The organism is Cellulosilyticum sp., from assembly GCF_982396655.1.
The window spans coordinates 1-21,706 of the sequence record NZ_CEVXFV010000046.1 but is presented as its reverse complement, the minus strand read 5'-3'; the positions used below and the strand labels follow the sequence as shown (position 1 = coordinate 21,706).

Sequence of the window (21,706 nt, the reverse complement as noted above, 5' to 3'; positions counted from 1 at the left end):
TAAAGTGAAGTTTAAATATATTAAAATAAATAATTTAAAAGATTAGTTAGAAAACTCAAGATGTAATTAGAAATATTTAAAAGAAAGGCGTTATAATAAAAACCATACATAGTCTAACATTATATGGTAGAAATGAGTCCATAAAAAAGGTCATTGCATTATTATGCAATGACCTTTTTTATGAAATAGAAAAGTGATAATTAAGCTTGTCCGATTGAACCGAATAATTCCATTTTTTCTTTAACTGTAGCTTTGATAGCTTCGAAACCTGGAGCTAATAATTTACGTGGGTCGAAACCTTTACCTTGTAAATCTTTACCTGCTTCGATGTATTCACGTGTAGCAGCTGCGAATGATAATTGACATTCTGTGTTAACGTTGATTTTAGCAACACCTAAAGAGATAGCTTTTTTGATCATTTCTTCTGGAATACCTGTACCACCGTGAAGAACAAGTGGAGTTGTTCCTGTAGCTTCGTTGATTTCTTCAAGAGCATCGAAAGCTAAACCTTTCCAGTTTTCTGGGTATTGACCGTGGATATTACCGATACCAGCTGCAAGCATTGTTACACCTAAATCAGCAATTTGTTTACATTCTTGTGCATCTGCGATTTCACCAGCACCAACAACACCATCTTCTTCTCCACCGATTGAACCAACTTCTGCTTCTAAAGAGATACCTTTTTCACTTGTAAGTTTAACAAGTTCTGTTGTTTTTGCAATGTTTTCTTCGATTGAGTAGTGAGACCCATCGAACATAACTGATGAGAAACCAGCTTCGATACATTTTAATGCACCTTCATATGAACCGTGGTCTAAATGTAATGCAACTGGAACAGTAATGTTTAATTCTTCAATCATACCATTTACCATACCAACGATTGTTTTGTAACCACACATGTATTTACCAGCACCTTCAGATACACCTAAGATAACTGGTGAGTTGTTTTCTTGAGCTGTTAAAAGAATAGCTTTTGTCCATTCTAAGTTATTGATGTTGAATTGACCAACAGCGTATTTTCCTTCTCTAGCTTTGTTTAACATGTCTTTAGCTGAAACTAACATAAAATATGCCCTCCATTTTATATGTGTTTAAACAAATAATATTTATTATTTGTCCATCTATGTATTATTATAACTTTATTTTGATAAAAAATAAACAGAAAATTATTGAATTTATAATGGCAAAATTCTATTAAAATAATAATAAGCAAATAAATTTTAATATACAATACAAAATTAAGAAAATGTAAAAATAAGAACGGGGATATGAAAAAATGTTTTATTATAGCTACAGGCTATGATAGTCAAGGAAATATTTCCAGCTTGTATGTAGTTAGTAAGTTAAAAGGTTTAAGTTAAATATATTAAATTATGATAAAGCATAAAAATGCTTAGAAATATTGTTTAAAAATATTTTACAAAAACTTATAAATAGGTAAAATAAAAAGGATGAAAATGATTAGAGAAAAACATAAGAAAGAGGTTAAATATGGTGGAGCATTCGTATATAGAAGAAAAAAGTTTAGGAGATACGGCAACACAACCTATAATAAGAAGACGAAATTTTAATAAATTATTAACAAAGTTTATAAAGGCTATGAAGCGTCAGCCTGTATTAACCATAGCGACACTTGCAACTATTGTAACGTGTATGTTAGTGCCGATTGATTATACCTATTTAGGTTATTTTAATATGAGGACACTTGCAACACTATTTTGTACATTAGCAGTAGTTAATGCCTTTGCCCATATTCATGTGTTTGAAATTTTAAGTAAGAATATAGTATTAAGACTACATAATTTAAGAAATGCTACATTAGGCCTAGTATTTATTACGTTCTTTGGCTCTATGTTACTTGCAAATGACATGGCATTATTGACATTTTTACCATTAGGCTTTTATGTTTTAAGTAGTACAGATAATAAGAAAGCTATGGCATTTACATTTATTATGCAAAATATTGCAGCTAATTTAGGGGGGATGGTAACGCCATTTGGGAATCCTCAGAATCTGTATCTTTATTCGTATTATAATATTGATACGATGGAATTTATAAAGATTATGCTGCCAAGTTTTCTTGCAGCAACAGTACTCATTGTTATGTGTTGCTTGTTTGTAAAGCCTACGCCATTAACGTTAAAAAAGGGTACGCATTATAGACTTGATAAGAGACGCACTTGGATTTATGCGATGTTGTTTTTAGCAAGTATTTTAATTGTTTTTAGAATTGTACCTTACGGTTTAGGAACGCTTCTTATTACATTAGCATTGTTTCTTTTGGATAGAGATGCCATTAAGGAAGTGAATTACCCATTACTTGCAACCTTTTGTGTATTCTTTGTGTTTAGTGGGAATATGGCGAGGATTCCAGCTGTAAGCAGTTTCTTTGAATATCTGCTTCCTAAAAATACATTATTATTTGGCATTTTATCTTGCCAGTTTATTAGTAATGTACCAAGTGCCGTATTACTTTCACATTTTACAAATGATTATGCAAGTTTACTGCCAGCTGTAAATATTGGAGGATGTGGAACGCTGATTGCTTCACTGGCTTCTTTGATTACGTTTAGTGAGTTTAAGAAACACAATCCAGAAAAAGTGAAGGGGTATGTTGTGAGGTTTTCTGCTATTAATTTTAGCTTTGTGTTTATTCTTTATATGCTACAAACACTTATAGCATAATAAAAAATACCTTCTGTCAGCATTTAGTGCTTAACAGAAGGTATTTTTAGATTACTTAATTGATGAATGACTATAAATATAAAATTCTTCTTGGCTTACTTTATATGCTTTTTCTTTTGGGGCAAATGATTGATCAAATTCATCTGCATCCTTTTCGTTAATTTCAAAGGCAGGACTTTCATAAAAAGTCCACTTTCTGCCATCCATATTGAAAGGTTTTAACTCTTTTACGAGCATTGCCGTAGGGAAATAGTTATCTCCTACGCAAATATTATATTTTTTACAACTTTTAAAGCCCCTTGCGATATAATTACCTGGATGACCGAAGATAACGATTGTATCATATCCCATTTCTAAAGCTTTCTCAAATGAATGCTCTAATAATGACTTTCCTATTCCCATTCTCTGATATGCTGGTAAAACACTAAGCGGTCCAAATGATAATATGCTTTTTTCATAACCTTTTTCGTCTATTAGTTTTGCTTTTGAATAAATTATATTACCGACTATTTTTCCATCTACTTCCGCCACAAAATCTAACTCTGGAATATAGTCTTCATGTTGACGCAAGACATGGAGTAAATAGTGTTCATTACATCCAGGCGTATATAAATTCCAAAATGCCTCTCTTGTTAATTCTTCTACCTCTCTATAATCGCTTTTTAACTCATTCCTAATAATGACCTTTTCCATAATATATGCCTCCTAGAATTCCAGTTGTAAGCAGCTTCTTTGAATAGCAGCTTCTTAAATACTTAGAACTTAACACTACAACTTGTAATTTATCGATGTACATTTAGCTTGGTTTTATGCCATTTTTCCTCTTGTTATAAGTTATCGACAATACCACAATTTATTTTACTATAGATTTCACATTTATAAAGTTTAATTATTCATGTTTTGAGTCATGTGAAATCATTGGGAGAAACCAATTTACCTATAGGTACATTTTAAGGTTTTAGTTGTTTTCTCTATATAGATTTCACATTTATAAAGTTTAATTATTCATAGCATTTAGCTAGTTTCTCTATACTTTTATAAAATATATGTGATTTTTAAACCTATTATTTAGTCTTTGGAAAATTAGATAAAAATGTTATAATAAATGTATTAGTAATAAAAAGGAGTACGATTTATGAAATTAATGATAGTTAATGTGCCTTGGATGAAATATTATGTAGGTGAAGGTGATGAAGAAAAGTTAACACCACCTAGCGGTTATAATTTCCAAAATGTGAATGGTTTATACTATGGTTTTCAAGAAGGTTTTGAAGAAGTAGCGCTTGAAAAATTTGAAGGTGTAAGTCAAGAGGATGAAAAGGTAGAAGGCGTTACAGTAATATGGACAGCTCAAAATCGTGAATCAGAAAACAAAGTAATTGGTTGGTATAAAAATGCCACTGTTTACCGTAAACCACAAAGCTATCTTTCTTTAGATAGCGAACGTACTATTTTTACATATAGCATCGTGGCAAAGGCAGAAGAAAGTTTATTACTACCTATGGAACTTAGACTTTTAGATGTTAAAGAAACACAAGGTGCATTTATTGAAACAGATGAAAATGTGATGCGTGACCTTGGAATGTATATTTATAACTACGCAGGAGACCAAATGAATTATATCTTCCCGCGTAAAGACCTTGAAGGGAAATCTGTTTTAAACTTCCCAGAATATGAGATGTATTTTGCAAAAGCTGATGAATTTTTGGCAAAAGATTTATATGGCAAGGCAATTCGTTGTTTTAATAAAGCAATTGATGTAGAGCCAGAACTTTCAGTAGGTTATGAGTGTAAAGGCAGTATTTTCTTAAGTTTAAAAATGTATGATGAAGCGATTAAGGCTTATGAAAAGGTTATTGAACTTGAAGAGGAGAATGAACTTGCACATTATTGCTTAGGGCTTTTATATGGACTTACAAAACAGTATGAAAGAAGTCTTGAAAAATATGAGTACTATTTATCATGCAGACCACAAGATATGAATGCTATAGCTGAACGTGGCATTGTAAGACTTCATTTAGGTGATCAAGAAGGCGCAAGTGAAGATTTTGAAACAGCATTAGAATCAGATAATGAGCATCCAGTATTTAAAAAATTAGTAGAATATATGAAATAAACATAAAAGGAGGTTTTAAGAGACCTCCTTTTATGTTTAAATAAATAATATATTGCGTTTAAATAAATGTCATGGGGACAAGGATTTATGAATAATATGGTAGTAAAGATGAGAGGGAGGAATGCTGTGGGAACATTAATGCAAATAATAATTATCACCAGCTGTATTACACTATTCTTTTTACTAATTATTGCAATTCATAAGAAAAATAAACCTATTATACCATCGGAAGAAGAAAAAGACGAACAGAAGAAAATGATTTATGAAGCACTCAAGGAGATTATAAGAAGTGATGGAAAATCTTTAATTGATGAGTTGAGTGAAAAAATAGATCTACGAGAAGGAGATTCCCCAAATGGGAAGTAATAGCAAGTTGTTTCAGATGCCAGTAGGGAATAACTCCCCTGCTGGTATTGTGATTTATAGGGTTATTCTACTGAGGAAAGGAAGTTAGTGATTAGGGTGAAATGCCAGTAGGGAGGAGAAGCGTAGCTATATGCCCCTATATATGTCATAATATAATGGTTTCACGGTGTTAAAACATAATGAATAATGAAGTCTTATAGAGGTGAAATTTAGAAGCATAAGATAGAAGTTAAGATAGAAGTATAAGATAGAAGCGTGTAAATGATTTTAGAAAGGATTAGTCAAGAGATGAAAAAAATAGGTTGGATGATTACAAATGGGAGCTTAAAGACGCCGCAGTTTAAAGAAATGTGCAAAATGTATACGGAAGCAGCTGAAGAAGTAGGCGTTAGTTTGAGACACCTTTATAATGATGAAATTGTAATAGGCGTTATAAATGGTGAATTATTTATAAGGGGCATACGCGTAGAAAAGCAACCAGACTTTGTATTATTTTTGGACAAGGATATTCGTTTAGCACAGCAATTAGAGGCTATGGGGTTAAGGCTTTTTAATAGGAGTGAAGTGATTGCTACTTGTGATGATAAGTCATTAACTTTTCAAAAATTAGCAGGGTACCATATTGCCATGCCAAAGACCATTATTGCACCTTATATTTTTCATGGTGAGCAGGCAAGTAGTGAGGCGTATTTAGAAAGTTTAGAGCATGAATTAGGTTACCCTATGGTTGTGAAAGAGAGTTTTGGTTCTTTTGGAGAACAGGTTTACTTAGCGAGGGGGAGAGACGAGCTGATAACTATTCGTCAAAAACTTAAGGCAAGGCCACATATTTATCAGCAATATATTAAGAGCAGCAAAGGAAGAGATGTGCGTTTAAATGTAGTTGGCGGTAAGGTTGTTGCATGTATGGAACGTTTTTCAGAAAATGATTTTAGAGCCAATATTGCACAAGGTGGTGGGGCGAGACCATTTAATCCACCAGAAGCCTTTGTTCAAATGGCAACTCAGGTATGTGAAATTTTAGGCATAGATTTTGCAGGGGTAGATTTATTGTTTGGTGAGCATAATGAACCTATTTTATGTGAGGTTAATTCCAATGCACATATTAAGGGGATTAAGGCATGTACAGGAATTAATGTAGCTGTGCCTATTTTGGAGTATATTGCGCAGCAAATTTAGTGTGGATAGCGTTAAAAAGGAGTCTTTAGCAAATTATAAATGATTTGCTAAAGACTCCTTTTAGATTTAAAAACTTTGGAGTGAATTTATTCATTGATATGCTCAAGGCCTGTATAAAGAATGGCATTAACGTGAGAGTCTGCTAATGAATAATAGACAATCTTTCCTTCTTTACGTGGTTTTACAAGATTATAAGCCTTGAGTACACGTAATTGGTGTGAAATTGCTGAGTGTGTCATACCTAAACAAGCGGCTAAGTCACATACACACATTTCAGATGCACCTAGGGCACTAAGAAGTTTAACACGTGTTGGGTCCCCGAAGATTTTAAAAAGCTCAGCAAGGCTAGATGCTACGTCGCTAGTAAGCATGGCCTCAGAGGCTTTTTTTACAAGATCTTCATGAATAATTGTGCAAGAACAATCATCTATTTTTTCAGCCAAAATAGCCACCTCTTTCTGTTGTTTCATTGTTATATATGATAATTAGGGTACCTTCTTTTTTGAAAAGTGTCAAGTAATACAGAATATATATTGATAATCTAAGTTTGGCATTGTACTATGGAATAAGAAAGTAAAAAGAGTGTAAATTTAGAAAACAACAGGAGGATAGAAGAAGATGCTGGATTTTGATAAAGAGCTAGAAAAGTTTAAACCGATGCTTAAGACGAATCAAATAGAAGAAGAAATAGCGCGTGATACGCTAGAAGATATGATAGATATATTTAAAAGTTTTCAAAGAGATATAATGCAAGATAAGTATAATATGAGAAAAGAGGGATAAGACATGGAGCAGCTGTGCCCTTATTGTGGAAGTGTATTAAGCTATGAGGACCAATGTACTACCTGTCAAAGTGAAGTGGCATGGGTTAAAAAATGCTATTTTAAAAGTGATGACTATTATACCAAGGCCTATGCGGCAGCAAAGCAGAGAAAGCTTACAACAGCTAAAAAATTATTAGAAAAGGCAATTTGTTTTAATAAATATAATATAGCGGCAAGAAATTTGCTTGGCCTTATTTATTGTGAAATAGGAGAAGTAGCATTAGGGCTTAAAGCGTGGATTGTGAGCAGTGCACTAGAAAAAGAAGATAATATAGCGACAGAATATATTAATAAGGTTCAAAGTAATCCTAAGGTATTAGAAACATATAATGATTCAAGTAGTCTTTATAATAAAGCCCTTAAATACTTGAAACAGGGAAATGAAGATGTAGCCATTATCAGGTTGAAAAAAGCTGTAAGTATTAATCCTAAGTTTATAGAAGCAAGAGTTTTACTGGCACTATGTTATATTCAGACGAATAAGTTAAGAAAAGCGCATGAACAGTTAAGGGAGGCCTTGAAGATTGACCGTGACCATACGAAGGCATTAGAATACTTGGAACGACTTAAACATGAGGGCCTTGACAATATCCAGTCTTATGAACAAGAATATGCGGTTGCGGGAGGAGCAGAGAGGCCAGTAAATAAAGCACCTATATTAGAACGTAATAACTTATTTTTACGTTATACATTATATTTTTTAATGGGTGTGTTATGCATGTGGATTGCAGAAAGTAATCTTGTGACACCTTCTAAGATATCCGCGTATAAAGAACAGGCTGCACGTCTTCAAAATGAGAAGGAAGCCATAAGTACAGCCATGGATACTTTAAAACTAGAGCATGAAGAAGACATTAGCAAGTTGCAAGCTGAAAATGATAAGTTAAAATCAGATAAAACAGCTTATGAAGAAACAATGGGGAAAAAGAATCAGCAAGAGAAGTTGCTGCAAAGCGAGGATTTAATTGCAAAGGGGGATTATGAGGGCGCTGCTGAAATACTCTATAATATCGCCCCAAAGTACTTGTCTGAAGAAGAGAATGCAAATTACATACAGCTTAGGGACAGCGCTTATAATTATGCAAGCAGTAATTTATGTAACAAGGGATATAGTCTTTTACAGAGTGGTGCATTTAGTGAAGCTAAAATGAGTTTAGAAACAGCTCTACTGTATGCTTCAAATGAACAAAATAAAAAACGTATTTTATATTATTTAGGATGCAGCGAACAAGGTTTAGAAAATGATGAGAAAGCCATGATGTATTTTAATGAGGTGATTGATAATTATCCTAATACTACAGAAGCACTTTGGTCAGAAGAGCGCTTAAATGAAATAAAAAGTCAAGGTTAGAAAATTATAGTAAAATTATGGAAAATTATTGACAAATATTAGAAAAAGAGATATTCTTATTATATTCAAAATATACAAATAAAGTAAGTTGTGAGAATATAAGGAGGGAGAACTCTTTGAACGTAGAATATTATACACATGATAAAACGCTCATTGTATGCATAGGTGGAGAGATAGACCATCATACATGCAAGGATGTAAAAGAAGATATAGAGAGAGCATATAGTAAGGGGTCGTATAAAAATATGGCCTTTGACTTTGAGAATGTAGAGTTTATGGATAGCTCTGGCATTGGGCTCTTAATGGGGCGGGTTAAAAGTGCCGCATTATTAGGTGGACGAGTAGCGCTCTATAATGTATCACCTAAGGTAGAACGCTTATTAAATATGTCTGGGATATATAAGGTGGTGCGCGTGTATAAAAATAAAGTACAAGCACTGAATGACTTAACTTAAGTTAAAGCAAGGGGGATAAATATAAATGCTAAAGAAAAATGAAATGGAGATACAATTTTTAAGTAGGTCAATCAATGAAGCTTTTGCACGTACAGCTGTGTCTGCTTTCTTTTCACAATTAGACCCAACTGTAGAAACACTATATGATATTAAGATGGCTGTTTCTGAAGCGGTTACAAATAGTATTATCCATGGTTATGAGGGGAATAGTGAAGGAAAGATTGTTGTGAAATGCGCTTATGAAGGGAAGAATGTCAGCGTAGAAATTATTGATAAAGGGAAAGGGATTCCTAATATAGAAGAAGCTATGACGGCGCTTTATACCACGTCAGAAGAGGAAGAACGTGCAGGACTTGGATTTACTGTGATGCAATCTATGATGGATGAGGTGTTTGTAGAATCCAAAGTAGGCGAGGGAACTAGCGTAAAAATGAAAAGATCTCTTGGGTAAATAGGGGAGAAACCGAGAGAGAAGGTGGGAGAAATGGATCATACCCTTGAATTAATCAAAAGAGCACAAAAAGGTGATGATGGTGCAAGAGAAATACTTGTCCAAGAAAATATGGGCCTTGTTTGGAGTTTAGTACGTAGGTTTAATAATCGTGGTTATGACATGGAAGACTTATTTCAAATTGGGAGCATAGGACTTCTAAAAAGTATTGAAAAGTTTGACCTAAGCTTTAATGTAAAGTTTTCAACATATGCAGTACCTATGATTGTAGGGGAAATTAAACGCTTTTTAAGAGACGATGGCATGATTAAGGTAAGTCGTTCTTTGAAGGAGACAGCCTATAAGGTAAGGGTCATTAAAGAAGAACTTATAAAAGAGTATAATAGAGAACCAACTATTAGTGAAATTGCAGCAGGATTAGACCTAGAAGTGGAAGAAGTGGCCTTAGCCTTAGAGTCAAATGCAGAGATTGAGTCCTTGAATGCTGTCATTTATCAAGGTGATGGAAAACCTATTACCTTGTCAGATAAAATTAATGAGGCACCATCGGAGCAAGGTAGCATTGTAGATAAGATGGTTTTGAAAGAACTCATTGAGAAGCTACTTCCTATAGAAAGAGAAATCATTACACTCAGATATTTTGAAGACCGTACGCAGACGGAAATTGCCACTCAGCTTAATATTTCACAGGTACAGGTTTCTAGGATTGAGAAGCGGATACTGAAGAAGCTTAAGGGAATGATGGATAAAGAGTGAGATGGAGAGGTAAAGCATAAAAGGTAAAGTGTAAGAAATAAAGCATGAAAGATAAAGCATGAAAAATAAAGCATGAAAAATAAAGCGTGAAAAGTGAAGAGCTAAAATGATGAATAGTTTGAGTTGAAAGATGACACTGAGAACAAAAAGTGCCATCTTTTTTTGTTTTTGGGGTAAAAAAATAGTTATTTTATATAAAAATTAGATAAATATATCGAATGTTTATGTCTGATAAAAGGTGGGTTTACATATAATGTTCGGTAAAAATGGCTTGTCAGCTAAAAATAAAAGGTAAAAATAGTAAATAACCATAAAAAATAGGGTATTTAAACACAAAATCCTAAAATAATCGAACTATATTAAAATCTGAAAAAATAATGTTCGAATTTTTATTGACGATATATACCGATTGTGTTAATCTTAGATTAGTTAAAACAGGTAATACTTATGAAAGGGGAACCACGATGAGTGTTTTCAGAGTCTATGTAGAAAAGAGAAAAGGTTTTGATGTAGAAGTTAAACGTATGAAGAAGGAGTTAGAAGAGTTCTTACATATTGAAAATGTAGAGAGCATTCGCATCCTTAATCGTTATGATATGGAGCATGTAAGCGAAGAAGCTTATAAGAAAGCATTAAATACTATTTTCTCTGAACCACAATCAGATGTTTTATTTGAAGAAGATTTAGAAGGATATGGAGACTTTACTTTTGCTGTAAGTTTTTTAAGAGGGCAATATGATCAAAGAGCTGATTCATGTGTACAATGTATTCGCACAATTGACAGTACACTTAATCCTGTTGTTAAAACAGCGAAAGTTTATATAATTAATGGAAAACTTACAGAAGCTGAAAAAGAAAAGATTAAGAAAAGTGTAATCAATCCGGTGGAGTCAGAAGAAGTAAGTCTTGAAAAAGTAGAAAGCTTAGATATGACTTATCCAGTGCCAGAAGATGTCAAAGTGCTTGAAGGATTCGTGGATATGACACAAGATGCTTTAGAAGCTTTTAGAAAAAAAGAAGGCCTTGCAATGAGCCTTGAAGATTTAACTTATTTCCAAAACTACTTCAAAGGTGAAAATAGAAATCCAAGTTACACCGAATTAAAAGTGGTAGATACATATTGGTCAGATCACTGTAGACATACAACATTTATGACAGAGCTTACAGATATTGAAATTGAAGAAGGCGAATTTGCAGCACCTATCAAAGAGGCTCTTGAAACATACTATGGCATGCGTGAAGAACTTGGACGTACACATAAGAAAGTATGCCTTATGGATATGGCAACAGTCATTGTGAAATATTTAAAAGAGCAAGGCAAACTTAAAGAACTTGTTGAATCAGAAGAAATTAATGCATGTACAATCGAAGAAGCTATTGATGTAGATGGCAAAAAAGAAGAATACCTCATTCTCTTTAAAAATGAAACACATAATCACCCTACAGAAATTGAGCCATTTGGTGGTGCAGCAACTTGCCTTGGCGGAGCTATTCGTGATCCACTTTCAGGACGAAGCTATGTGTATCAAGCAATGCGTGTAACAGGTGCAGCAGATCCTAATGAGGCTATTGAAAATACAATTCCAGGAAAACTTCCTCAACGTGTTATTACTAAAACAGCTGCAAATGGTTATAGTTCATATGGTAACCAAATCGGACTTGCAACTGGTGAAGTTAAAGAATATTACCATGAAGGTTATAAAGCAAAACGCTTAGAGGTAGGTGCAGTAGTAGGTGCCGTTAAGAAATCTAGCGTAAAACGTGAAGAACCAATAGCTGGTGATGTAATCGTTCTTTTAGGTGGAGCAACGGGCCGTGACGGCTGCGGTGGCGCAACAGGTTCATCTAAAGAACATACAGAAGAATCACTTCAAACATGTGGCTCTGAAGTACAAAAAGGGAATCCAGTAGAAGAAAGAAAGCTTCAAAGATTATTTAGAAATCCAGAGTTCTCAAAACGCATTAAACGTTGTAATGACTTTGGTGCGGGTGGTGTATGTGTTGCCATCGGTGAAATTGCAAAAGGACTTCGCATTAATCTTGATACAGTACCTGTTAAATATATGGGACTTGATGCGACAGAACTTGCAATCTCTGAATCACAAGAACGTATGGCAATTGCTATTGCTAAAGAAGATTTAGAAGAAATGATTGCCCTTGCAAACAAAGAAAACTTAAATGCAGTATGTGTAGCAGAAGTGACTTCCGAAGAGCAGCTTGTAATGACTTGGAGAGGTAAAGAAGTTGTTCATATTGATAGAAGCTTCCTAGATAGTGCAGGTGTGACACAAAGAAGAGTGGCAAAAGTTGTAGCACCTACTTTAGAGGTAGAAAGCATCGCCTTATCTAAAGAAAGCATTTTAGCAAACTTAAAGGACTTAAATGTAGGACTTCAAAAAGGTTTAGGTATGCAGTTTGATGGTACAATCGGTGCAGCTTCAGTACTTATGCCATATGGTGGGAAAAAACAACTTACAAAAGAAGTGGGTATGGTAGCTAAGATTCCAGTACTTGAAGGTGAAACAACAGCTGCAACGTATATGACACATGGTTTTGATCCATACCTTTCAGAAAAATCACCATTCCATGGTGCAATGTATGCAGTAGTTGAAAGTATTGCAAAACTTGTAGCACTTGGTGCCGATTATACAAAAACATATCTTTCATTCCAAGAATACTTCGAAAGACTTGGTGAAAATGAAGTAAGTTGGGGTAAACCAGTAGCAGCACTTTTAGGGGCACTCACAGCACAAAAAGAACTTGGTCTTGCAGCAATCGGTGGAAAAGACAGTATGTCAGGGACATTTGAAAATATCAGCGTACCGCCAACACTTATTTCATTCACATGTAATGTAGGAGATGCAAAAGACTGTGTAAGCGGTAGCTTAAAAGAAGTAGGTAGCAAATTAGTTTATGTAGCTATTCCTAAAGATAATAAATTTATGCCAGACTTCTCACAAATGCACAAAGCTTATACAAGTGTATATGAACTTGTTAAAGCCGGCAAAGTAAAAAGTAGTTATGCAATTGGTAAAGGCGGCATCGTAGCAGCACTTAGTCAAATGGCAATTGGTAATGAAATTGGAGCAAATGTAAATTTAACAAGTGAAATAGCACCATTTGAAGCAAACTATGGTGACCTTATCCTTGAAGTTTCAACAGAAGTGGCAAATACACTTGAAAGTGATATTTATGAAGTGATTGGTGAAACAGTTGCAGAAAAAGCACTTACAATCAATGGCATTTCAGTAAGCTTAGAAGAAGTAACAAGCACAATGCTTTCAGTAGTAGAAAAAGTATTTGTACCAAAAGTAGACTGCGAAGACAAAGCAATAGATGCAACCTTTAAGGGTGAACGCAAAATATATATTGCGCAAAATAAAATTGCTAAACCAGAGGTTATGATTCCAGTATTCCCAGGTACAAACTGTGAAGGTGATACAAGACGTGCTTTTGAAAAAGCTGGTGCAAAGGTGAATGAAGTTCTCTTCGTAAACCGTACAAATAGTGACATTGAAGATTCTATTGAAAGATTATATAAAGGCATTTGTAATGCACAAATCATTGCATTCCCAGGTGGATTCTCAGCGGGGGATGAACCAGATGGTAGTGGTAAATTCATTGCTTCAGTATTTAGAAGTGAAAAATTAAAAGCAGCAATTCATGAACATTTATATACACAAGATGGTTTAATGCTTGGTATTTGTAACGGATTCCAAGTTCTCGTTAAACTGGGGTTATTACCATATGGTGAAATTCAAGAAATGGATGCAAACTGTCCAACACTTACTTACAATACAATCGGTAAACATATTTCACTTATGGCAAAAACGAAGATTACAAGTGTTGCGTCACCATGGCTTAATGGTGTAAATCTTGGTGAGATGTATGAAATTCCTTTATCACATGGTGAAGGCCGTTTCGTAGCACCAGAAAGTATACTTCAAGAACTTATTGCTAAAGGGCAAGTATTTAGCCAATATGTTGATGAAAATGGTTTTGTAAGCAGTGATGGTAACGTGAATGTAAATGGTAGTATGCATAATATCGAAGGGATTGTATCTGCTGATGGCCGAATCATTGGTAAGATGGGACATAGTGAGCGTATTGGAAGCTTTGTTCATAAAAATATTCCTGGTCTTAAGGATCAAAAAATCTTCGAGTCAGGTGTTAACTACTTTAAATAATAGATTAAGATTAGTAAAAGCGTGTTAGAAGAATAGTGCACTGCCCTATCTTCTAACACAAGGGAGGCTCTTATGAAAATAGCATTTGTGATGGGAAGTGACTCAGATCTTCCAGTAGTAGAAAAAGGCGTAAACATGGTTAAAAAGTTTGGTGTAGATGTAGAAGTTCGCGTTATTTCTGCACACCGCACACCTCAGGCGGCTGAAGAATTTGCAAAAACAGCAGAAGAAAGAGGCGTGGGAGTTATTATTGCGGCAGCTGGTAAAGCAGCGCATCTTGGCGGCGTTATTGCAGCTTATACAACACTTCCAGTGATTGGTCTGCCAATCAAGTCAAGTACACTTGATGGACTTGATTCATTACTTTCAATCGTACAAATGCCACCAGGTATTCCAGTAGCAACTGTTGCTATCGATGGGGCAGAAAATGCAGGAATTTTAGCAGTACAAATGTTAGCACTTAGCAATCCTGAGCTTAAAGCGAAGCTTCAAGCTTATAAAGTAGAGATGGCAGAAAAAGTAGCCGCTAAAGATGCAGCAGTTAGCAGTAAGTTTATGTAGATTTAAATAAGCAAACAAATCATTTTAAATAAAGCTAATGTTTATGGAGGGAATTGTCATGGAAAAAACAGAATTATTATATGAAGGTAAAGCAAAAAAGGTTTATAGAACAGAAGATCCTAAATACTATGTAGTAAGTTATAAAGATGATGCAACAGCTTTCAATGGCGAGAAAAAAGGAACTATCGTAGGTAAAGGTGTTGTTAATAACCGTATGAGCAATATTATGTGTCAAATGCTTGCTGAGCATGGGATTGAAACACATTTTGTAGAAGAGCTTAATGATAGAGAAACAGTTGTAAAAGCTGTAGAAATCGTACCTCTTGAAGTGATTGTTCGTAATGTAGCAGCTGGCTCTTTCTCAAAACGTTTTGGGGTAGAAGAAGGAACAGTGCTTAAAAATCCTACAATTGAATTCTGTTTAAAAGATGATGCACTTGGTGATCCAATGATTAATGACTATCATATCTTAGCACTTGGCATTGCAACAGCAGAAGAACTCAAAACAATGACAGAAATGACATTTAAAATCAATGAGTTATTAAAAGAATACTTCTCAAAAATTGGTGTTAAACTTATCGACTTCAAAATCGAACTTGGACGCGTTGACGGTAAAATTATTTTAGCAGATGAAATTTCTCCTGATACATGCCGTTTTTGGGATGCTGAAACAAACAAAAAATTAGATAAAGACCGTTTCAGAAGAGACCTTGGTGGTGTAGAAGAAGTTTACCAAGAAATGCTTAAAAGAGTAACGAAATAGGGGAGAGCGCCAAATGAAATTTTTACAAGATGATTCTTTACATGAAGAGTGCGGCGTAATTGGAATTTATCGCCAAGAAAAAAATGCAGCACGCATGGCATATTATGGTCTATTTGCCCTTCAGCACAGAGGTCAAGAATGTGCTGGCATTGCAGTAAATAATAGCGGTGACATTGAAGTTAAAAAAGGGATGGGCCTTGTAGCTGATATATTTGATGAGAAATCTTTAAATGAATTACAAGGAAATATTGCAATCGGGCATGTACGTTATTCAACGGCTGGTGACAAGGATGTAAGAAATGCACAACCACTTGTAGCGAAATACAAAAAAGGTGACATTGGTCTTGCTCATAATGGAAACCTTGTAAATGCTAAAAATATCCGCGAGATTCTTGAGGATAGTGGGGTAATCTTCCATAGTACAACAGATACAGAATCTATTTTAAATCTTATTGCAAGATATAGTAATAAAGGAATTGAAAATGGGATTAAAAATACAATGAGCCTTGTAAAAGGAGCTTATGCTTTAGTCCTTACAACGGGAACTGACTTAATTGGTATCAGAGATCCACATGGCCTTCGCCCACTTTGCATTGGTAAACTTGCAGATGGCTATGTATTAGCTTCTGAAAGCTGCGCACTTGAAGTAATCGATGCAGAATTCGTAAGAGATGTAGAGCCAGGAGAAATTGTTGTTATCAATGATGAAGGTATCAGAAGTATTGAACCAGCCAACTTCTGTCAAAAACACCTTTGCGTATTTGAACTTATATACTTTGCAAGAACAGATAGTGTCATTGATGGTGATAGCGTATATGATTTCCGCGTAAATACAGGACGTCTTCTTGCAAAACAAAGAAAAATTGAAGCTGATATGGTTATGCCAGTACCAGATTCAGGCATTCCAGCAGCTATTGGTTATTCAAAAGAATCAGGTATTCCTTACGGAGAAGGACTTGTTAAAAATAGATACATAGGACGTACTTTCATTCAGCCAACACAAGAGATGAGAGAAAATGCGGTTAAAATCAAACTTTCTCCACTTAGACAGAACTTAGAAGGTAAACGCGTGATTATGATTGACGATTCAATCGTAAGAGGTACAACATGTAAACGTATTGTAGAGCAGATCAAAAAAGCAGGCGCTAAAGAAGTTCACGTATGTATTACTTCACCACCTGTACAATATTCATGTTATTTCGGAATTGATACACCATATAGGGAATTCCTTATTGGGGCACAAAAAACAGTTGATGAAATTTGTGAATGGCTTGGTGCAGATTCACTCACATATTTAGGAGAAGAAGAACTTCGTGAAGCTTGCGGACATAAGAGCCAGTTTTGTAAAGCTTGTTTCAATGGAAAATATCCAATGGAAGTGCCAATAGGGACGCCGCCATCTGAATGTTAAAAGGCTAGCTTAGGAAGGCTAGTTTAGGAGGGGTGACTGGGGAAATCGCTGGGCATTCCCAGTCACATCTAAGCTAAAAGATGGCGCTGATGAGAGAAAAGTTAATTGATTCTGCTTGCGGCGGAAATGGAGATAATAAGGCTACTTATAAAAGTTGGTTATTTGTACTTGTAGGATAGGCGTGCTTCTGGTTGGAGAAGTGCTAGCCTACTTATAAGTGGATGTAAAATGAAATGGCTGAAGTAAGCAATAGACTTGTGGTGGGTAGTGGATTTTTGAAGTTACTAAGTAGATTAGTAAGATAAACGGCTTTTAGATAGAACGGTAATTCAGATTTTGTTCATTTAATAGAAATATAAAATTTGTATATGCAGCCCGGGGCCTGTGGCTTTGTGGCTGCTTGTGTGTTTATAAACAAGGAGGAAGATTATGTCTAATACAAAGATTACTTATAAAGATGCTGGTGTGGATGTACACCGCGGTTATGAAGCTGTAGCTCAAATGAAGGAGCATGTTAAATCAACATTTATTCCAGGTGTTTTAACGGATATCGGAAGCTTTGGTGGGGCATTTTCTTTAGGTGCTTTTGCTGGAATGAAGGAGCCTGTACTTGTATCTGGGACAGATGGGGTAGGTACTAAACTTAAACTTGCTTTTGATATGAATAAACATGATACAATCGGGATCGATGCAGTAGCTATGTGTGTAAATGATATTATTTGTGGTGGGGCAGAGCCTTTATTCTTCTTAGATTATATTGCAACAGGTCGCATTGCACCTGAACATATTGCTAATATTGTAAAAGGCATTACAGATGGCTGTAAAGAAAGCGAATGTGCACTTGTTGGTGGTGAAACTGCTGAAATGCCAGGCTTTTATCCAGATGGTGAATATGATGTAGCTGGTTTTGCAGTAGGGATTGTAGACCGCTGCGAGATGATTGATGGTAGTACGATTAAAGCAGGAGATACAATCATTGGTCTTCCTTCAACTGGGGTACATAGCAATGGTTACTCACTTGTTAGAAAATTAGTTGAGGTATCAGGGGTAAAACTTGATGCATATAGCGAAGAGCTGGGTGAAACATATGGTGAAGCTTTACTTAAACCAACTAAACTTTATGTAAAAGCTGTAAAAGCAGCTAAAAAAGCAGCTAAAATCAAAGGTATTGCACATATTACAGGTGGTGGCTTCATTGAAAATGTACCACGTACACTTCCAGAAGGCGTAGATGCTAAAATTAATTTAAAAGCTATTCAAAAACCAGCTGTTTATAAATTCTTAGAAGAAACATCAGGTCTTGATGTAAATGAGCTCTACAATACATTTAACATGGGAATCGGTATGATGCTTGTAGTAGATAGCAATGATGCAGATAAAGTACTTGCAGCACTTAAAGAAATTAATGAACCAGCTAGTATAATCGGTGAAATCGTAGAAGGTAATAAGGGTGTGATTTTATGTCAGGATTAAGACTTGGGGTACTTGTATCGGGTGGTGGTACAAATTTACAAAGCATCATTGATGCCACAGAAAACGGCATGTTACAAAGCAAAGTTGTTTGTGTGATTTCAAATAAAAAAGATGCTTATGGTCTTGAACGTGCAAGAAAACATAATATTCCAGATTACTTTGTAGATCCTAAAGAAGCAGGTTATAATCAAAGCATTTTAGATATTTTACTTGAAGCAAAAGTAGACCTTGTCGTATGTGCAGGGTATATTAAAATCCTTGATCAAACACTTCTTGACGTGTATGGTGGACGTATCATTAATATCCATCCATCACTTTTACCTAAGTATGGCGGTATGGGCTACTATGGCATTCATGTCCATGAAGCTGTCATTGCTGCTGGGGAAAAAGAAAGTGGCGCGACAGTACATTATATTGATGCGGGTGTGGATACAGGGAAAATCATTCTTCAAAGAAAACTTGAAGTTTTACCAGATGATACACCACAAAGTTTACAGGCACGTATTTTAGATCAAATAGAGCACCACATTTTCGTGGAAGCTATTCAAATGTTAGAAGGGAGTCAGCCACCTATGAAAATTTTGGTTATCGGAAATGGCGGAAGAGAATCTGCTATTGCCCATACTGTTAAACGTTTTCACAAAGAAGCAAATATCTTTGTAGCACCAGGAAACGGTGGGACAGAAGAAGCTTTTACAAATGTAGCTATTAGTGCGAGTGATATTGATGGCTTAGTAGCATTTGCAAAAAATGAAAAGATAGACTTAACGATTGTAGGTCCAGAAGTACCATTAGTAATGGGAATTGTTGACCGTTTAAATGAAGCAGGCCTTAGAGCTTTTGGTCCAAACAAAATGTGTGCAGAATTTGAAGGTAGCAAACGTTTCACAAAAGAATTCTTAATGCGTAATGATATTCCTACAGCAAAATATGCAAGCTTCACAAAAGAGCAAGTAGAAGAATGTGTAGCAGCAATGAAAACATTTAATTTACCAGTAGTTGTTAAGGCGGATGGCCTTGCAGCAGGTAAAGGTGTCCTCATTTGTGAAAGTTACGAAGACGCAGAAGAAGGCATTCGTGAAATCTTCTCAGGCAAATTTGAAGGTGCAGGAGATGTGATTGTTCTTGAAGAATTCCTCAAAGGCATCGAAGCATCACTCCTTTGTTTTGTAGATGGTAAAACAATTGTTCCAATGGAAACAGCTAGAGATTACAAACGTGCCTTAGATAATGACAAAGGCCTTAACACAGGTGGTATGGGCGGTTTCTCACCTAACCCAATTATCACACCAGCTGTTAAAACAAATATTGAAAACCGTATCTTAAAACCAATCATCAACGGCTTCCAAAAAGAAAACTTAGACTTCAAAGGCGTTCTCTTCATCGGTCTTATGATTGATGGTGAAAATCCAGAAGTTCTAGAATTCAACGTACGCTTTGGCGACCCGGAAACACAAAGCGTTCTTCCAAGACTTAAAACAGACCTTGTAGAAATTATGAATGCTTGCATCGATGGCACACTTGCAGAGGTGAACATTGAGTGGGATGAAAGACAAAGTATGACACTCGTCTTAGCAAGTAAGGGTTATCCAGAGTCTTCTCATAAAGGCGATATCATTACAGGTCTTAATATATTAAATGAAGAAACATACCTCTTCCACGCTGGTACTAAAAAAGTTGGAGACACAATCCAAACAGATGGCGGTAGAGTATTAGCTATCACAAGTCTTGCAGATACTTTAGCAGAAGCAAGAGAAAAAACTTATGCCGAGGCTCAGAAAGTAAGTTTTGATGGTATGCAGTATAGAACAGATATAGCGAAATAGAAAGTTATTGAGACAACTCATAAATATGTAGTAGATATTTATGAGTTGTTTTTTGTTATGATAATAGAATCTAATAAAGGAGATGATGGATAATGGCGTGGAATGGTATAAAACCAGATGATATCTTTTATATTATAACTATAGTAGGAATGATAGGGGCTATAATTGAGTACATAGTAACAAGTAAGATTGAAGAAAATAAGATAAATAAAAATAGTAGAATAAGTATAGCAATATTTATAGTATATATAATATATGTTTTAGTAACATGGAGTATATGTAATCAACTATTAGATAGAAGTACACTGAATGAACTGGTATTGTGGGCTATTAATATATTAATTTTATTATCAATTTTATTTTTGTTTTTGAAAATAGATAAAATAAAAATGAGTTCATTAAGTGTGGAGGAAAAGCAAAGGGGAATATGGGTTATACAGATAAGCAGTGCTATTTGTGGAATTTTAATGGGTGGAAATAGTAGATTAATAATGCTAATAGATGAATCAGTACAATCTAAAATATTAACAATTGGTATAATAGGTGTTGAGCATTTAATGATTATAATTTGTTTACGATTGCTATATGGGAAAATTATAAATGCAGCAAAACCTACTGAGATTATTGGGCTGATAGATAAATTACCTATTGCTATACAGCCATACTGTACAGATAGTTTAAGTAAGGGTAAGGTTATCTTGGGAAATGTATGCATGGAAGAATGTGGGCTTTTATATATTCGTTTGCTAGACGGAGAAGAGATAAAATTAAAAAGTGATTATGTAACCTATATAGAAACTTGTTCTATTAAAAGAAGCATAAAGAGTGTGAGAGAATCAATAGTAGTAATAGAAGATATGTTTACAGGCAGAGGAGACGAAGCAGTAGAAGAACATAGAGAGATATATATCAGGATATTAATAGATAAAGTTGAGATGCTATTGCGTGTAATTGCCAGTGGAAATACAGAGGATAGATTAAAAAAAGGGATAACCTATGAAGAGATTAGGATTGAATTACAAGAGTTTATGAAACACTTTAAACAAGGAGTTATGCAAAAAGAAAGGACAGAAGAGAATCTTAAATTTAGTATAAAACATTTAAGTAGAATTGAGCAGAATTTTTTTGTTTAGCTTTAAATTTTGGTGTAAAGAAAAAGGTTTTGAAACGATGAGTAAATAATCATAGAGAATATAAAAGTGTAAAAAAGAAAGAGCTTAAGAAGTTAAAGTCTTAAGCTTTTTATAATGGTGTGCCCAGCATGGGCGTAGTCTAACGGGTGAAAGTCCCGAGTGTGGGTTG

19 protein-coding genes are annotated in these 21,706 nt (G+C 34.8%); 16 read left to right on the top strand and 3 right to left on the bottom strand.

The genetic code is table 11. From position 1 onward, the window contains the following. Positions 1-200: 200 nt before the first annotated feature. On the bottom strand, positions 201-1,064 hold the full coding sequence (fba, locus tag AC1VAQ_RS16090; RefSeq protein WP_302596999.1) for a class II fructose-1,6-bisphosphate aldolase: 864 nt from the start codon (positions 1,062-1,064) through the stop codon (positions 201-203). Positions 1,065-1,491: 427 nt separating this feature from the next. Here fba and AC1VAQ_RS16085 point away from each other — a divergent pair, with 427 nt between their 5' ends. After that, positions 1,492-2,685: an SLC13 family permease gene (locus tag AC1VAQ_RS16085; RefSeq protein ID WP_302596998.1), complete on the top strand. Its 1,194-nt coding sequence runs from the start codon at positions 1,492-1,494 to the stop codon at positions 2,683-2,685. A 51-nt stretch (positions 2,686-2,736) separates the two neighbouring features. Here the strand turns inward: AC1VAQ_RS16085 and AC1VAQ_RS16080 are convergent, their stop codons facing one another. Then, positions 2,737-3,378: a GNAT family N-acetyltransferase gene (locus AC1VAQ_RS16080; RefSeq protein WP_302596997.1), complete on the bottom strand. Its 642-nt coding sequence runs from the start codon at positions 3,376-3,378 to the stop codon at positions 2,737-2,739. Between the two features lie 442 nt (positions 3,379-3,820). Between AC1VAQ_RS16080 and AC1VAQ_RS16075 the strand changes: the two genes are divergently transcribed. The 3 genes from AC1VAQ_RS16075 to AC1VAQ_RS16065 all read left to right on the top strand — a co-directional run bounded on the left by AC1VAQ_RS16075 (position 3,821) and on the right by AC1VAQ_RS16065 (position 6,346). Then, complete coding sequence (locus AC1VAQ_RS16075) at positions 3,821-4,801, top strand: tetratricopeptide repeat protein (RefSeq protein ID WP_302596996.1); 981 nt, start codon at positions 3,821-3,823, stop codon at positions 4,799-4,801. Between the two features lie 126 nt (positions 4,802-4,927). Next, positions 4,928-5,167 (top strand): hypothetical protein, encoded by a 240-nt coding sequence (locus tag AC1VAQ_RS16070; protein WP_302596995.1) that lies wholly within the window; start codon positions 4,928-4,930, stop codon positions 5,165-5,167. A 261-nt stretch (positions 5,168-5,428) separates the two neighbouring features. After that, positions 5,429-6,346: a RimK family alpha-L-glutamate ligase gene (locus tag AC1VAQ_RS16065; protein WP_302596994.1), complete on the top strand. Its 918-nt coding sequence runs from the start codon at positions 5,429-5,431 to the stop codon at positions 6,344-6,346. Between the two features lie 86 nt (positions 6,347-6,432). On the opposite strand, the gene AC1VAQ_RS16060 is transcribed toward AC1VAQ_RS16065, so the two are convergent. Beyond that, positions 6,433-6,816, bottom strand: a complete 384-nt coding sequence (locus AC1VAQ_RS16060; protein ID WP_302596993.1) for an ArsR/SmtB family transcription factor — start codon at positions 6,814-6,816, stop codon at positions 6,433-6,435. A gap of 148 nt (positions 6,817-6,964) precedes the next feature. On the opposite strand from AC1VAQ_RS16060, the gene AC1VAQ_RS16055 reads away from it, so the two are divergent. From AC1VAQ_RS16055 to AC1VAQ_RS16000, 12 genes are all read left to right on the top strand, one after another. Beyond that, positions 6,965-7,129, top strand: coding sequence for a hypothetical protein (locus AC1VAQ_RS16055; protein ID WP_302596992.1), 165 nt, complete (start codon positions 6,965-6,967; stop codon positions 7,127-7,129). 3 nt (positions 7,130-7,132) lie between these two features. Beyond that, a complete protein-coding gene (locus AC1VAQ_RS16050; protein ID WP_302596991.1) occupies positions 7,133-8,521 on the top strand; it encodes a tetratricopeptide repeat protein in 1,389 nt (462 codons plus the stop codon). A 116-nt stretch (positions 8,522-8,637) separates the two neighbouring features. Further along, positions 8,638-8,976, top strand: coding sequence for an STAS domain-containing protein (locus AC1VAQ_RS16045; protein ID WP_302596990.1), 339 nt, complete (start codon positions 8,638-8,640; stop codon positions 8,974-8,976). Between the two features lie 25 nt (positions 8,977-9,001). Continuing rightward, complete coding sequence (gene spoIIAB, locus AC1VAQ_RS16040; protein ID WP_302596989.1) at positions 9,002-9,427, top strand: anti-sigma F factor; 426 nt, start codon at positions 9,002-9,004, stop codon at positions 9,425-9,427. Positions 9,428-9,460: 33 nt separating this feature from the next. Then, complete coding sequence (gene sigF / locus AC1VAQ_RS16035) at positions 9,461-10,183, top strand: RNA polymerase sporulation sigma factor SigF (RefSeq protein WP_302596988.1); 723 nt, start codon at positions 9,461-9,463, stop codon at positions 10,181-10,183. 464 nt (positions 10,184-10,647) lie between these two features. After that, positions 10,648-14,370, top strand: a complete 3,723-nt coding sequence (locus AC1VAQ_RS16030; RefSeq protein WP_302596987.1) for a phosphoribosylformylglycinamidine synthase — start codon at positions 10,648-10,650, stop codon at positions 14,368-14,370. A gap of 72 nt (positions 14,371-14,442) precedes the next feature. Beyond that, on the top strand, positions 14,443-14,931 hold the full coding sequence (gene purE / locus AC1VAQ_RS16025; protein ID WP_302596986.1) for a 5-(carboxyamino)imidazole ribonucleotide mutase: 489 nt from the start codon (positions 14,443-14,445) through the stop codon (positions 14,929-14,931). 58 nt (positions 14,932-14,989) lie between these two features. Next, a complete protein-coding gene (gene purC, locus AC1VAQ_RS16020; protein ID WP_302596985.1) occupies positions 14,990-15,694 on the top strand; it encodes a phosphoribosylaminoimidazolesuccinocarboxamide synthase in 705 nt (234 codons plus the stop codon). Between the two features lie 13 nt (positions 15,695-15,707). Next, positions 15,708-17,105, top strand: coding sequence for an amidophosphoribosyltransferase (gene purF / locus AC1VAQ_RS16015; RefSeq protein ID WP_302596984.1), 1,398 nt, complete (start codon positions 15,708-15,710; stop codon positions 17,103-17,105). Between the two features lie 444 nt (positions 17,106-17,549). Continuing rightward, positions 17,550-18,578, top strand: a complete 1,029-nt coding sequence (purM, locus tag AC1VAQ_RS16010) for a phosphoribosylformylglycinamidine cyclo-ligase (RefSeq protein WP_334306948.1) — start codon at positions 17,550-17,552, stop codon at positions 18,576-18,578. Next, a complete protein-coding gene (gene purD, locus AC1VAQ_RS16005; RefSeq protein ID WP_330699226.1) occupies positions 18,566-20,404 on the top strand; it encodes a phosphoribosylamine--glycine ligase in 1,839 nt (612 codons plus the stop codon). Before purM ends, purD begins: the two co-directional genes overlap by 13 nt. 92 nt (positions 20,405-20,496) lie before the next feature. Beyond that, on the top strand, positions 20,497-21,537 hold the full coding sequence (locus AC1VAQ_RS16000) for a hypothetical protein (protein ID WP_479904182.1): 1,041 nt from the start codon (positions 20,497-20,499) through the stop codon (positions 21,535-21,537). Positions 21,538-21,706: the final 169 nt, after the last annotated feature.